Source organism: Acinetobacter sp. ANC 4204, assembly GCF_002135205.1.
In the GTDB taxonomy this organism is placed as follows: Bacteria; Pseudomonadota; Gammaproteobacteria; order Pseudomonadales; family Moraxellaceae; genus Acinetobacter.
The window spans coordinates 153911-169856 of sequence record NZ_NEFZ01000008.1; the positions used below are offsets into that span (position 1 = coordinate 153911).

Genomic DNA, 15946 nt, shown 5'->3' on the forward strand with positions numbered 1-15946 from the left:
AATTAATCGTTTGAAGTATTTACTTTGGCTTGTGCGCTGACCGTTACGGCTTTCTTTGCAGGTAGTTCAGCAATTTGCCACTGTAGAGCGCGGTATTCTTTCAATGGGACATTGACTAATTTGCCGTCTACTTTTTTCTTTAATGGCATTGCGGCAAAGTTGACCCCATCTGTGCTTGCTAGTGCACCTGAAGGTAAACTTGAACCCAAATATTGAGTATCCGCAGGGATAGGCAATGTTGCTTTTAAGCTTTTGATATTCCCTGTGGTGTTGTTGGTATAAGTCGCACGATATTCAATGACATCCTGCGGCTTAATCGAGTCTGCAGCTTTAAACTGTGCATTCCCTTTGTTATCGACAACTTTTTTGAAAGCTTTAAGCTGAATAGAGACTGGCTCATTATTGGTTGCTGCAGCTACAGCCATCGCATTGGCTGCAACTCCAACAAACATCAGAGCAATTGTCATTTTTTTCAGCATAGAATTTTTGTTTAACATGATTTTATCCATTGCAAACCAATGCGAATTTTTTGTGACACTAATCACTTTCTTTTAAATTAATGCAACAAATCTCAATGCAATATTAAACAAAAAACACACAAACAACCATACATTATTAAAAAAAAATGTTAACTGGTTCTCCTTAGTAAAATACAAAGGGATACATACAGTCACACAATAATATTTATCTTATTGTTATTTATTAATATTTATTTATTCAGTGAGTTTACACAAGGAAACATTGCTGTGTGATACAAAAACTTACATATATAAAAAAAATACAAAATGTGTAACTCTAGCCTGAATTTGTGCTTTTTATGTGCCACTCTATTGCATAAAATAGGAGCAATACCTGTCTTAAAATCACTCACATCAAATCTTCCATTTAATATATTTTTCAAACAAATACGCACAAATACCACTGAAAAAATATCAAGACGGATGGATAAAAAAAGCCCCTTTATCTTACTCAGAAAAGGGGCTTTTCACTGCTCAGATGAACTAATTTGGAATCCTGACACAAAAACCAACTTGTCCTTTTTGCTTCGGTGCTAACACACCTGGAATCGTCCATTTTAACTGCCCTGAACTTTCCTGAGTTTGACACCCAGATGCCGTACAAGACATCGTTCCATAGACTGTACCAATTGGGACACTATCCTTTAAAACAATATCAACTAAATTTTTATTCGAATTATTGGTATAGGTGATTTGGTATTCTAAATAATCCCCTTTTGCTGCTTGGTTCGATACTGTAAATGGCGTTGTCTCATTACTCGGTGCTGGGCATGCTGTCGTTTTACGAACCAGTTTACTGATGTTTAAGCCAGCCGTTCCAATCGTCGTAATATCATTAACACTATTCGTTTCCTTCAGCGTTGCTGCAGTATAAGAGGCTTTTGCGTTCACTTTAAAGCTAGCAATGAAACGATCTCCTCCTTGAGCTGTTGTCGGAGAAATCACACGCTGAATCAAACAGACTTTTTCATTGGCTTTCATCGTTCGGCTCGCAAGCAAACTCTCGCCTTGATCTAACTGCCCATTACAGTTGCTATCCACATAAACCAAACTCTGCCAAGGCTGATTATTAGCGGGCTGTTGTTCTTTAGTTTCCGTTAGCGTTTGAACATTCATCACACTCTTAGCAGTTAACTCGTGTGGATAATCCACCACATCTCCCGCCACAATGGTTTTTTGTCCATTTTGGGTGAGAACCAACTGCAACTCTGCATCCCCAAATAAGAAGCCGTCATAACTGGTGACATTGTTCGCTTTAGGAATAGTGAACTGATCATTGCTGCTATCAGCGGTCGCTGTGACCGTGCTTGCTTTTGCAGAACTTACCGAGTCAAAACCTGTCACATTACGTTGTACAAGACACACATTACTACGTCCAGAAAAGACATCTTGTAATGTTTGGATTTTAAAATCGCCATTTGCATTCGTTGTAGTCGAGGCTAGAACCGTTTTGGTACTGCAGTCTTGCAACTCAACCACACTACCCGCTATGCCCACTTCACCTGTATCTACAACAGCGTTATAAGCCTTAGATATATCTGAGGTCGTTCCGCTATTGTCATTAAACACTCGTCCAGAGAATACATAGCCAGCATTTTTGCTGTTGGTCACACGACAAACAAACTTGGACGCAAATTTCACATTCGCTGCTGGAATCGTTTGAGTCAATCCACTTAAACTACCCAAATTACCTGTACTATTGCCCGAAACAGCTGTATTCGTATCCGTACACTCTACCGTCTTGAGCGAATATAGCGTTGAGGCAGATTCAGCAAAACTAATTGCGGTATTTGGTGTCGCATAAGCCAATAAAGAACCTTGCTCGACAGGAGATGTACTTTTCTTTAAGCGTACCGATTGTGCCGTTCCAACCACTGTTGTCACCACCTCACCACTGGTAATAGTTTCAGCATTGCTATTGGTCAAATTTGTAAAAGAGCCAAAGTTGAAGCTATCTGTGCCATTTTCAGATACTTTGTTTATCGCAAACGTTGGCTTTAAACAGGCATTGACTTCATTTAAACCAATACCAATATCATCCCCTGCAACACCAGAACTGGCATAGCTCTGAAACTCTGTGCTCACGACTTTTACACTTGTCACTGTCGTTGGCAATGTAATTGTAAAATTAATTGATCCAGGATCTGTTTGGTAAGACGTCAAAGCATATTCTGCTTGTGCAACTTGTGCTCCATTTAAGGCATTAAAAGTTGCCGTAGTGTTTGAACTTTTACCTGGGGTAACCAACACTGCATAAATAACGCCATCAACCAGCACTCGCATAGTTACACCTGTCGTATTACTACGCGGGCTACCATAAGACCAACTGAGTCGACCTTTTACTTGTAAAGCACCATTTGCTCCTGTGCCATACATCACCGTATTGGGAAGTATGCTTGGATTAGTCCCCGCCGTTTTCAGATCATAACTCTTAGCGGTCAACGTGTTATCAGCATCGTAGCTGGTAAATGCGGTATTCGAGACAAGATTGACAGCCTGACTAGATAGACACTGATTTTGCGAGTTTCCAGTTGTAATGGGCGTATTCTGCGTAATGGTCATGTTCGCAGTTGCACTGTTGTTAGCAGAGTTTCGGTCAAAAACAGTGGTTGAAATAGATGCCGTATTGGCTACAGCCCCAGCTTTATAAGCCAATCCTGTTATGGTGAACTCTAAATAATTGACATCTTTCCCATTTGCGGGCAGGTTCAACCCAGTCGCAGTTAAACTATTGCTACTTTCTGAAGTGACCATATTTGCAGTTGTTGGGCAAACAGCCGTGCCATACTTGGTACATGTCCAACTTAAACCCGCAATATTTGTAGGAACAGTATCTGTTAATATCGCATCGGTAACTGCCAATGCACCATTATTCCAAGCTTTAATCGTATATTTAACAACATCGCCCGTATTGTAAGTGGTCTTGTCTGATGTTTTTGAAACTTCTAGGTCGGCAGAGGCAAGGACGGTATCTTGGTCTGCTGTTGTACATGCACCTGTGGTGGAGTTAAATGAACGGGTAATACCGTTTGCATTTAAGGTCGTACAACTAACACCAGTGGATGAACCAAGTGTTGGCAGTTCAACTGTCGCTGTATTAGTAACTGTACTGCCTGCGGCCGCATCCACACGTGCAGTAACTAAAATTTCATAGAATTCACCAGCAGCTAAAGCTCCAGTATCAATCGAGCCCAAACCACTGAGAGCTGGGGCAGTGGTACATTTATTATTGGCAACTGTACTACAGGCCACAGCTGTGGCGGTTAAGCCTGTCCCGACTACATCTTTCAGCAAGGTTCCTGTATACGTATCAGGCCCAGTGTTGGTCACACGAACGGTATAGATCGTTGAGTCGCCTGAATAGACTTGAGTTTTACCATTGGTTTTTGAAACAACTAAATCTCCAACCATCGAGTCAACACTAGAACTGCTAAACACAAAAGCATCCTGCAATGCAGTACCTGTTGTTGAACTTTCCGTAATTACTCCAGTAGTTCGGTCTGTTTTAAAATAAACATTAAATTTTAGAACTGTAATAGGTGCAGATGTTAAAACTTGGATACTACCGCTAGCCCCACCATTTGACGCACTCGCTCCCAATACAGAAGATGTATTTCTTATCTCACCATTATTGGTTACAGAGAAATTTACACCAGATAACGCATATACACTGCTAATATTTGCAGTAGTAGTTAATTTGAACTGAGCAGATATCCCTAACAAAATTTCACCAGTACTCGTTAATGTACGGACAGCGCCTAAGCCTGATATATTAATCACTGGATTCCTAACGGGTCTATCCCACGTTAAAGTAACTTCTCCTACTTGATATCCCAATCCTCCATTTACATTAGCCGTATTGGCTGGACTACCCAAAAACTTACTTGTATCTGCTGTCATCCGTAAACCATAGTTTGAATTTACATCAATACCTTGTCCCGGCAGTGTTCGGGTTGAAGAAAAGTGGGAATTACTTGGGCTTCCTTGATCAACTAATTTTGGGAAAACTGTAAGATTAGTTGCACCAAAGGAAAGTGCAGGGTTGTTATTTGAATCGTAGAGTTGATTCGTTAATGTGTAATCAACATTGATTTTTGGAAAATAATTTAAGGAACCAGTATTATCATTCGGGTTATTTGCATTAAATACATAGGTATTTCTTTGTGCTGATACTGTCGCTCCCACATAAGGTGTTCCTGTATAGGAATTCGACATAATCTCAAGTGTAGGCGTTGCAGCATTTACAAGCGTGACAAAAAGTAAACTCGTAATGAATAATGACAAAGTACGAAGTGTGTGCATGAGTTTGAGCATCTGTGAATGCGTAGCACTGCAATTCCTTGCTTGTTTATTAATTCCCCACATACTTCACCCCAAACTCTAAACTATGACTTTCATTGCTTTTTATTGCCGCAACTGAACCCTTAATTGCGCCCGACTGTCCAAGTGTAGGCGCGCTGAGCGAACCAGACTCACAACTTGTACAAGTTGGTGCTTTACTCATCACCATCGCTTCAGGCGTATAGTCATAAAAATTAAATCGCCCAATGGCCGAAGCCCCCAAGTTTTTCACTGTCAATTGGTACAAAACACATTGCCCAGAACCATCTGAATTACGCGTGATCGGTAACACATTTGAGGTATACGCCGTATCCGCTACACCATCACAATTATTATCCTTGGCTTGTAATTTAGTTAGACGCACAGGCGCACTGGTGATGGTGGTAATATCTGTTGCTGTGTCTAATAACGTACCTGCACTATTTTTTAGGCTAATCACAGAGGTATTTACCACTCCGACCGTGTTATATGCGGTATTCTCAACTTTATTAAAAATACGAATCTGTGCTTTGCTGCTAAGAATAGAAGCATTCACAATAGATAAGTTTTGAATAATCGGGTCAGACGCGTCTAACTGCCCATCATTATTGGCATCATAATAAAGTGTTGTTGTAAAACCAGTTCGATCATTCACTATGCTTAAAGTATCTGTTGTAGATAGCACAGACGTTCCCCACGGTTTTAAAGTGTGGGTATAAACAATACTGCCCCCCGGTGCAATTTGCCCTCGCAAATCAGGTTCTAAACTCACACCCCCTTGACTCGCATTTGAGTTAATCGTAATGGCGTTTTGAATCACGTCATAACCATTACTTGGTGCTGAGGTCGGCAAACTAGAAGAGGCCACTTTAAAATAAATGGGAATCGGTTGTGTTGTCGTTTTGGCATCTGCCCGAATTTCAACCACGGCACAATACAACTGTGACTCGCCGTTATTGAGCAAACGCGTTGAAGCAATTTCTGCCCCAAGTACCGAACAGTCTGTAGTCGATGTAGCAAAATAGCGTACCGAGCTGACATCGCTTGGCAGTGCCACAGTTGCAAAATTATTGTCTGCATCAGCGCTAAAGTTATATGTGGTCGCTTGACCTGTATGACGTACCGTGAGTGGAAACACCACCGTTTGATTGTTCACTGCAGCTAAGGTTTTCCACGGCGAACCTCCATTCGAAACATTGCCATTTCCTGTACCATTTGCGCTGGCTTCTGGACTATTCATCAAGTCCACCAGACGAGAGGCTGTACTTTGAATCAACGATGTCTGATCTTGTACTGTATCTGTTTTACTACTGTCCGCAATTGATTGTGCTTTAGGTACAATGCTATAGGTCGTGTTGGCTGTATCCACAAAATCCGCGGGGAATGTAAGTTTTACAATAATCGGAAGCTTCGCGCCCGCATCGAGTGACCCCGTATCAACAATGCCGTCATTGTTACTATCAAATAGTGGCGTAACACCATCTGCACGATAGAGTTCCAACACACTGCCTGCGGGTAAATTATGGCTGTTAAAACTTAAATTAAACCGATCAGCCACCGTTCCTGTATTCCAGACATAGTTTTCAAAGACAACAGTTCCACCACTACTCACCGCTGATTTAGTTAGTGTATCTGCGCCACTAACACTATTTGCATCAGCATTGATCACCACCCCATAAGTAGGCTTAATGGTTAATACGGCGGTGTTCGACTGTGTGCTTAAATTTACTGTTGTGGAAAGACCGTCATGGTCATAGTCCATATTGGCCAAGTTTGGAATTTCACCCGGCGCTGTACGCGCCACGCGAACACGGAACTCAATATAACCTTGCGCATTGGCAGGTACATTGGTGATCTGTGCGCGAATCGTTTTACCATCCGTATCAAGATAATAATTGATGCCTGTCGGATCATTTGTCCCTGTCGCAGAATTCAGTGCTTGTCCATTCCAGTTTTCATTACCCGTGACATAGGTCAATTGCGTCGTATCCAACAGGTCGCTGATATTGACTACACCACTGTTATTGCCGTTATTAAAATAGGTTAAACGAACCGTTGCAATATCACCATTTACGACGCTTGTTTTATCAAAACTCTTGGTTAAGCTTAAAACCGCCTGATCGGTGATACGAGATGTATCAATATTATTTTGACTCAGGCTCGGCTGTTGTGTAGACGTCGCTACGAGTTGAATCTGACTGGTGCTATTTACAGCTGCTGTTGAAGGGATGATTGCTTTAATAATCAGGGCAACCGCTTCCCCAGCATTTAAGCTATATTGGGTAATTGGTGTCGTATTATCTGGGACACCATTGCGATCTGCATCCAAATAAATTTCAATATTGTTATGGGTAAAACTGCCACCTGTAACTTGACTTCCCAATAAATTATAAAGATCGCGTTCATTGCCTGTATTGGTTAAAATATGGTGATAATAAACCGCCTGACCCGGACGCACATATTCCGTGCGGTTATCCTTTAAACTGAGGTTATAAACTGGAATCACCGTGGTTTGAACTAAGTTGGAACGTGCCACTTGAACTACGGTAGAGCCTTCTTCTTTGTATTCACCCACCGCCATGTTACTGATGACCAAAGCATCAGCTAAAACCCACGTCGACGCAGTTGCCCCCAATAAGCCCAACATCGCCATACGCAAATTTCGAATCATTTTCTTTTCTGCAAACATTTTCCGAACCTACGCTTAAGGGTTAACACGAATAACAAAGTAGAAATTGGCTTCTTGATTTGGATCTAAACTACTTACCAAAGCGGAAACTTTGTCACCTGAAGATAAATTTGTTCCAGTCGGAACAATGACTGGCGTGCCTACTAGGCTGGTATAGGCTGGGACAACATCATTAAATTGCACATTTTTCACCACGGAACTACCATCATTTTTCAGCGTTAGCTTATACACTACACACTGGTTCGGCTTAACCGAAACCAACTGAGTGGAATAACTCAAAGATGCTAAATTACTGGTTGTACAGCTACTATTCACAGCTTGTGTTTTCAGTAGTTGCAGATGCCCTGTTGCAACCGTGGTTACGTCAGTATTTTTTAAGTTCTCTAAATGAATGCCATTAAAGTCAGAAATCTCGACTAAAATATCAGCCTGACTCACGACCCCTTCAGTTGCAGAAGGCGCTGCTTGAACTTTGAGTAATAACTGAATATCAGCCTGAACCACTAAACCCGCACTACCCAAAAGCTGATTTAAACTGGTTGTTGCGCTTATAATTTGGTCTGCACTATCAATTTGACCATTTTTATTCGAATCATAATAAAGGGTATAAACAAAGCCATCATTTTTCAGTGGAACCACTTTCAAATTCACTTGAGAACCTGCATTTGCACCTTCTGCCATATTGCCCAAATTCTTTAAAGTATGCGCATAGACAATTGTGCCGCCCACACTTACCTGACCTTGCTGATCATTGGTTAACGTGAGTACGCGTGCCACATTACTTTCAATTTGGTTCTTAATGGAGTCCGCTTGTTGATTGACAGGCGATTGAATCGCAAACCAAATTGGTGCTGTAAAATTCTGTTGGCTTGCATCAACATCAACCACCGCACAATAGCTCTTGCTCGCACCCGCAGCTAAAGTACCTGTATTGGTAATCTGCTTACCCACCGTTTGACAGCTGGCATCCCCCTCATAAAATTTGACGCTAAAACCCGTTTTGCTGGTCGGCATGATATTGGCTACATCAATCACGCTAAATGAAGCATACACATTATAGTTATTGGCTTGAGTTGAATTATTCTTTGCCACCAAAGGAAAAACGGCTTTCCCGGAAACCACTTTAACTGTCCGCAAAGGTTGGCCTGCACTATCCACGACACCCACACCTAATCCCGACTGATCGGCGTTGTATAAGTCACTACTGCTGGATGCTGCTGTTAAGCTTGTAATTTGGTTTCGAATTGGGTCAGAGGCGGAACTCGAAGCAATGGATGTCGCAACCACATCAATATTGATATCACTGACACTGCTGGTACACCCCGTAGAAGCAGACACCCCAACCTGAATTTGTTTCACTGCTGCATTGGAAATTGAACCCGTATCCACTTTACCGTCGCCATTGGTATCTGTGAGTAAGGTTTTTCCATCCTGTGTGTAAAAATTAACTTTGGCACAGCTAGGCAAATTACTTGAGCTATAGCTTAAATTATAAGTATCTGTCGTATTACCAACGTTCCAAACATAGTTGTTAAAGAAAACTTCTTGGCCGGGTTTTAAACTGGCTTGGATCACCAAGTTATCTGGACTGCTATTCGGGTTGCCTAAGTTCGTTGCTGAACTGGATTTATTATTTAAAACCACACCATAGACAGCCGCCAAGTTATAAATCACGGTATTGGAAAAACTGCTTAGTTTTACAGTGGTGTTATCCGTGTCATATTGCACAAAACCTGCTGTGTTTGGAATTTTATTGGCAGCACCTTGTTTGACTTTGGCTTTAAAACTGAGTGTGCCTGATGTGAGTGGTGCAACCGCTGCAATATTCGCTTCGAGACTCTTTCCATCCGCTTTGAGCTGATAAGCAATCCCTGTATTGGCCGATGCTTCTGTATCATTAGCATCGGTTAATGCCGTGGTATTTTGGTTCCAGATTGCTGAGCCTGCGACATACTCTAAAGAATCATCCAATACATCTTGTAATACCACACGACGTGTTGCTGTCCCTGTATTTCGATAGGTCAAGGTATAGGTAATCTGATCCCCTATATTTCCTTCGCTTGCACTCTGGGCCTTCATCAGTGAAATCACAGCATCATCGACTACGCGAATCGTATCTGTGACTTGTGCAGAAAGCGTCGTATTTTGCTGGCTCACCGCTTTAAGGTCTAAACTACTGAGCTGATTAAACGACACACTGGTCGGAATACTGCCCACTATTACGATAGCTAAAGATTGACCCGCATTTAGCTCAATTGAACCTGTCAATAAGTCTTCGGTATTGTCTGGTAAACCATTTTGATCGCGGTCTGCATAGACCTTAACATTACTTAAATCAAAATTATCGCTATTACTTTGCACCAAGCTAAGTGAATATTGATCAGTCGTGTTACCCGTATTGGTTAACACATGTGGAAGGTTTACCACGCCACCAATCACACCATATTGGTTTTGATTTTGTACTAAAGTTAGTGCATAGGTTTTTTGCACTTCCAATGCCACAGGATTGGAATTAACCAATAAGACATTCCCCATCTCATCAGTATAATCCCCAGACGCAACGTTAGAAATATAGCTTCCAGGCTGCGGAAATGCGTGTGCTTCTAATGAAAAAAAAAATATAAACGTCAGAGCAGAAAATTTCTTTTTGTTAATTTTCATATGAATTAGCCAGCAAAAGTACAAACTATGTCACAATTCTATACTATTTTGTATCATAGTTGTTATTGTGTTTACACATTTATGAGATAAATTTTGTACAGCGCCATTTCGCAATTTATCCATCATTCAAAGCTGGTCGAACTACAGATATAAATGACCCATATATCCAACTCAACATCCCCCCTTCAGCCACTTACAGCCTCCAAAGCAGAAGGCAGATAAAAGCAAACCCTGATGGCTACCCTATCCTCTTTGCGCAAAAAACAACGCCCAATGAAATTCATTGGGCGTTGATGTGGAACAAGACTCAATCTAATTCAAAACTAAGCCTTCTAGCGAATAAGCTTACAACGTATGTTGATCCTTGACATCTTCAAGAACATCATCGAGCTCTTCTGGATTTTTCATTAAATGTAGAATAGACAAAATCAGTCCACCCCATAAAAATACCATTGAAATAATCATCATCACGATTGCTGAAGTATTCATATATGCTCTCCTAGCGATCTTTCATTTTACTGAGTATGACTGCAACGACAGCACAGAAAATCACACTGCCCCACCCAAAGACGCCTTGTAGACTCATGCTATAAGTATCGTAACCATTTTTCACCAAGTTAAATACAGTCATGCTCAACGTGATTAATAAGATCAGCGAAGTAATAACTGTTAAAGTGAAATCCCAGCCTTTACCCAATTGAATGGTCGAAATACGGTTTACGTGATCACGAAGCTCACGTAAAGCAGAGCGCTTAAACCAAGCCACACTGATAATCGACAACAATGCACCACCGATAATCCCAATATTATTGATAAAGTGATCCACGATATCTACCAATTTAATCGCATTCACACTTGAGAATAAGATCACCGATACCAGTGCACTACCACCACCAATAATGGTCACTGCTTTTTTACGGCTCCATTTTAGCTTGTCCTGCATCGCAGCAATTGGTACTTCCAAGATACTCACCATGGAAGAAATACCTGCGACAAACAATGACGAGAAGAACAACAGACCGAATAAATCAGCACCTGCACCCAAGCTTGAAATGATTTTTGGAAACGCAATAAATGCCAGACCAATACCACCACTGACGACATCTTGTACTTCTTTACCCGCCGCATGTGCCATAAAGCCCAATGCTGCAAAAATACCAATACCCGCCAAGATTTCAGTTGAAGCATTGGCAAAACCAACGATCAGACCCGAACCCGTTAAGTTAGTTTTCGGCTTTAAGTAAGAGGAATATGTCACCATGATCCCGAAGCCAACGGAAAGCGAGAAGAAAGTATGACCATAAGCTGCCAACCACACTTTATAGTCCATCATCGCCGACCAGTTCGGTGTAAAGAATGCATTTAAGCCTTCTGCTGCACCTGGTAAACGAAGCGATTGCACCACTAAAATGGTAAATAAAACAAATAACAGAGGCATGAAAATCTTATTCGATAATTCCACACCTTTTTTCACCCCACCAAACAAAATAATTAAGGTCAGTGCCCAAATTCCCACGATTGGCCAAAATAAATGACTCACAAACTGTAAATCGAAACCCGTTGCTTTCGACGTTTGTAAGTAGGTATTAAAGAAGAAACTTTCAGGGTCGCTGCCCCAAGCCTGACCAATCGAGAAGTAAACATAGCTTCCCGCCCACGTCAGTACGCTGGCATAGTACAAACCAATGATGATACACACACAGACTTGCCACCAACCTAATGTTTCACCGCCTTTAAACAAAGCCCGATAGGCTTTAGGCGGAGAACCTGTACTGCGATGCCCTGTTGCATAGTCTAAAAATAACAGGGGTAAACCTGCCGTAATCAACGCCAATAAATAGGGGATAAGAAAGGCACCACCGCCATTTTCATAAGCAACATAAGGGAAACGCCAAATATTACCTAAGCCTACAGCCGAACCTACAGCTGCAATAATAAAACCAGATCGTGATGTCCAGTTTTCACGAGTTCCTGACATAAAACACCTAAACCTAGACACTTTTTAACTGCTTTTTATTTGCTTATCTCGCAAGTAAAAAGTGCCATACAATATTAATCTTGAGTGTTTGATTTAGCTTCGACCTTTTGGGTACCCGGTTCTAAATGACAAACAGAGAAGTTTTCACAAGACCTTGGTTAAAGTGTGTCGATTAAACTTCCCTTTTATATGGTTCAACAATACTCACTTTTATAAAAATATTCTGTAATTTCTGCTTCAAATATTCCATTTTTATAATATGTACTGATTCAACCGTTCAATTTATCAGCTTATTTATTGTACTGTTTTGGTTATGAATTAACAAACTTTTTAGAATGATTTGTTTCCATTATTTATTAGCTAAACTATTTAGAGGAATCACAAAAGCCAAAGTAGCAATGAGCACATCTCATATATTCTAATTATCTCTATTATTACGCCATATTTGAAAAATATATTTTTCACGTTTTTATTCAAATATTATCAGAGAAGAAGATAAACCCATGATCATGTGACCTATGTGTTAAAACTATAAACCATTGTCCTCCCCTTATCTCACCTACATTATCCATATCCTCATTTCTTTAGTATCGAACAGATATTGAGCAGTCCATTTCATTCTGAATAAAATTAAAATTGCTTAAAATAGAAGCTCTCCAACATCAGTAGATCTTCTATGATCCCAAGTTAAATCGCTCCAAAAGCCTATTTATTTACATGAAGAATATTCCTATTTTATGAAAAAATCATTTTTGTCAGTTTAGGCTTACATGCATCGTCGTTAAACCCGCTATGACACACATCGCTCATCACGTATATTTAAAACATCAGGAGACAGGACGTTTCCCAAACGAAAAACAACAATAATCAGTTTGAGCATCAGGATGTGAGATATGACAGGAGTTGTATCTAAGCACTGAAATACAAAGAAACCTCGACAGGATGTCGGGGTTTCTTTTTATTTACCTATATATATTAAAGTTTAATATAGGTTCGAAAGCCTCGGCTTGCATAGTATGAGGCAGCACCATTGTGATAGCTAAATGTCCGCCCATAACGTCGATCACAGAAAATCGCTCCACCCTGTTGGCGTAGTTCATTTGGTGTTTCGACCCAACTGGATGTTTTCAAATCAAAACTGAACAATTGCTGTAAAGCATAATACTGAGATTCAGTCATAAGCATCACAGCATGTTCTTTAACCCAATCCATCACCGTATTTTCAGGAGGATGATCTTTACGCGTGAGTAAAGCCTCCTGGTCATAGCACATACTCCGCCGCCCTTTTGGCGATTCAAGTGCACAGTCAAAGAAATACAATGCTTGAGTATTCGGCAATACAGCCACATCTGGCTCACCACCACTAAGCTCCATGTGATGTAATGACCATAACTTATCTGGCTGCCCTAAAAGTTGTTCATGGATATCTGCCCAGCGGATATGCTCATGACGTTCCATATGTGTCTGAAAGCGTTGTTTCAAAATTTTGAATAGATTATTGGCTTGTTGAGGGTCGAGTTGCTGATGCACTTTAGTCATTCTTCTTATCCTGCTTATTTTAAGCATCTATGAGCATAACATTGGCCATGCAAATTGAGCACATCACTCGCATTACGTTGTTGTTCAAAAATAAAAGGCCCTCTGTTTGAGAGCCTTTTATTTCATTCATATCATCAAGACGGTGCCTTGACTGAGCTTGAAACTTTCACTTGAGACGTTACAGTTTCTTCAGCGTTATTCAGACGAATGAAAGAGACGGCAATTGCAGCAATAATTGCTGGAATAGCAACTGCAATAAAGTTCATTTTATGCGGTAGCTCCATTCCCAGCAGCACCCCAATGACAATTGGTCCGACAATCGCACCAACACGCCCAATGCCAGATGCCCAACCTAAACCTGTTGAACGAACAGCCAGCGGATAATACTGCGCTACATAACTGTATAATAAAATACTACAGCCTATCGACGCAGCTCCTGCAAGAGCAACCAATAGATAAATCACAGGCTGGGGTGAATTAAAACCTAAACCAACAAGCGCGACTGCGCCAACAATCAACATACTGATAATGACAGGTTTCAAGTGGAAACGGTCTGCAAGAATACCCCCTCCTGCTGTTCCAATCACCGCACCAATATTCAAAGAAAGTAAAAACATCAAACTACTCCCCATCGAATAACCCGCAGCCATCATTAGTTTTGGTAACCAACTGCCTAAGGCATACACCATCAATAAGCACATGAAAAAGCAGCACCAAAATAAGATAGTGCCTCTAGCACGGCCATTCTTAAACAAGGCAGCGACAGACGCATCTGGCACTTTTGCTTCATTCAAGATTAAAACAGTATTTGGCGACACCGTCTCGTCAGGAACCAAACGTTGAATAATATTACGTGCTTTTTCAGTTTGTTGAGCTTTCACCAAAAAAGTGACTGATTCAGGTAAGAATTTCCATAAAATTGGGATAAAAAGTAATGGAATACCTGCAATGAAGAACATAATTTTCCAGCCAAACGTCGGGGTGAATGCTGCACCTAACAATGCCGCCATAATGCCACCCATGGCATAACCACTAAACATGGCTGTCACCAAAGTGCTGCGAAATTTTTGTGGAGCATATTCCGAAGTCAGCGCAACCAAATTAGGTAAAACCCCGCCAATCCCAAGACCAGCAATAAAACGTAAAATACCAAACTCAGTAGGTGTTGATGCAAAACCACCTGCAAACGTGAAACCGCTAAACAAGGTGACACAGATAATAATAACTTTTTTTCGGCCAATTTTATCCGCCAACATCCCAAATAGCATTGCGCCAAACATCATACCTGCTAAAGCAGTACTGGCCAGCATACCAGCCTGTACTGCCGTCATTCCCCACTCTTTCATTAAGAGCGGTAAAGCAACGCCATTAATGGCTAAATCATAACCGTCAAATAAGACGACAAATAAACACCATAAAACAACCGTTAGATGAAAGGGTTTAAACTTCGCCTGATCGATTACAGCATTTACATTCATTGTTGTCGCTGTCATTTTTTCCTCACCTCCAATTGTGAGCTTTATTATAAAAAGTGAATCATTGTTCACTTTTATATAAAATGAATCATTATTCATTTTTTGTCTATAAATAAAGCAATCAAAACTGCACTTTTTGGAAAAACTAGACTAAAGTTGTATAAAAATGCGGTAAAACGATTTGCACTTTTTCAAATTCTTTGATAAATGGTAGATATTTCACATAATTTTAATTTATATAAATGTATTTTTGTATAATTTAGCGCATATTCTCCGCTCTCATTCTCTTCTTTCCTCTATATTTCGCTAACTGCATAATAAAAAAAGCCCCCTAACTTAATCGTTAGGGGGCTTTTGAATAATGAGCTGGCGATGACTTACTCTCACATGGCAAACGCCACACTACCATCAGCGCTAAGAGGTTTCACTTCTGAGTTCGGGAAGGGATCAGGTGGTTCACTCTTGCTATTGTCGCCAGCACAACTGTTTATGACTATTCGTTTGGTCTTATTTACACATTGTGTATGCCTAACTTTCATCAAATGAGTTATTAACAGAACATCTGAGTTAGTTTAATTTGCACATTGTACTTAGCTTTATAACTAAATCAAGGTATTTGCAGTGATTTGAACCACAACACCAACTGTTTGGGTGTTGTATAGTCAAGCCTCACGAGCAATTAGTATTGGTCAGCTTCACATATCACTATGCTTCCACATCCAACCTATCAACGTCGTAGTCTTCAACGGCTCTTTAGAGGACATAA

At 40.7% G+C, this 15946-nt stretch carries 8 protein-coding genes and 2 rRNA genes; all 10 read right to left on the reverse strand.

The genetic code is table 11. The features are described from left to right. Window positions 1-2: 2 nt before the first annotated feature. Entirely contained in the window at window positions 3-497 is a 495-nt protein-coding gene (locus B9T36_RS15565; RefSeq protein ID WP_086210375.1) for a hypothetical protein, read from the reverse strand. Window positions 498-1001: 504 nt separating this feature from the next. After that, on the reverse strand, window positions 1002-4820 hold the full coding sequence (locus B9T36_RS15570) for a DUF11 domain-containing protein (protein WP_171264489.1): 3819 nt from the start codon (window positions 4818-4820) through the stop codon (window positions 1002-1004). A gap of 49 nt (window positions 4821-4869) precedes the next feature. Then, complete coding sequence (locus tag B9T36_RS15575) at window positions 4870-7527, reverse strand: DUF11 domain-containing protein (protein ID WP_086210377.1); 2658 nt, start codon at window positions 7525-7527, stop codon at window positions 4870-4872. 15 nt (window positions 7528-7542) lie between these two features. After that, on the reverse strand, window positions 7543-10047 hold the full coding sequence (locus tag B9T36_RS15580) for an isopeptide-forming domain-containing fimbrial protein (protein ID WP_228147017.1): 2505 nt from the start codon (window positions 10045-10047) through the stop codon (window positions 7543-7545). Between the two features lie 486 nt (window positions 10048-10533). After that, window positions 10534-10677, reverse strand: a complete 144-nt coding sequence (locus B9T36_RS15585; RefSeq protein WP_086210379.1) for a methionine/alanine import family NSS transporter small subunit — start codon at window positions 10675-10677, stop codon at window positions 10534-10536. 10 nt (window positions 10678-10687) lie between these two features. Further along, window positions 10688-12166, reverse strand: a complete 1479-nt coding sequence (locus B9T36_RS15590; RefSeq protein ID WP_086210380.1) for a sodium-dependent transporter — start codon at window positions 12164-12166, stop codon at window positions 10688-10690. A gap of 975 nt (window positions 12167-13141) precedes the next feature. Further along, window positions 13142-13705 carry a DUF4256 domain-containing protein gene (locus B9T36_RS15595; RefSeq protein ID WP_086210381.1) on the reverse strand — a complete coding sequence of 188 codons (564 nt, stop codon included), beginning with the start codon at window positions 13703-13705 and terminating at the stop codon, window positions 13142-13144. 134 nt (window positions 13706-13839) lie between these two features. After that, the gene (locus tag B9T36_RS15600; protein WP_086210382.1) at window positions 13840-15198 is read right to left on the reverse strand and encodes an MFS transporter; all 1359 of its coding nucleotides are present in this window, start codon (window positions 15196-15198) and stop codon (window positions 13840-13842) included. Between the two features lie 346 nt (window positions 15199-15544). Further along, window positions 15545-15659 (reverse strand): 5S ribosomal RNA (gene rrf, locus B9T36_RS15605). Between the two features lie 179 nt (window positions 15660-15838). Then, window positions 15839-15946: ribosomal RNA gene (locus tag B9T36_RS15610) — 23S ribosomal RNA — on the reverse strand; the annotation flags it as partial.

Coding starts and splice junctions, on each gene's coding strand:
- B9T36_RS15565 (WP_086210375.1), bottom strand. CDS start 497: ATGTTAAACAAAAATTCTATGCTGAAAAAAATGACAATTGCTCTGATG.
- B9T36_RS15585 (WP_086210379.1), bottom strand. CDS start 10,677: ATGAATACTTCAGCAATCGTGATGATGATTATTTCAATGGTATTTTTA.
- B9T36_RS15595 (WP_086210381.1), bottom strand. CDS start 13,705: ATGACTAAAGTGCATCAGCAACTCGACCCTCAACAAGCCAATAATCTA.
- B9T36_RS15600 (WP_086210382.1), bottom strand. CDS start 15,198: ATGACAGCGACAACAATGAATGTAAATGCTGTAATCGATCAGGCGAAG.
- B9T36_RS15570 (WP_171264489.1), bottom strand. CDS start 4,820: ATGCACACACTTCGTACTTTGTCATTATTCATTACGAGTTTACTTTTT.
- B9T36_RS15575 (WP_086210377.1), bottom strand. CDS start 7,527: ATGTTTGCAGAAAAGAAAATGATTCGAAATTTGCGTATGGCGATGTTG.
- B9T36_RS15590 (WP_086210380.1), bottom strand. CDS start 12,166: ATGTCAGGAACTCGTGAAAACTGGACATCACGATCTGGTTTTATTATT.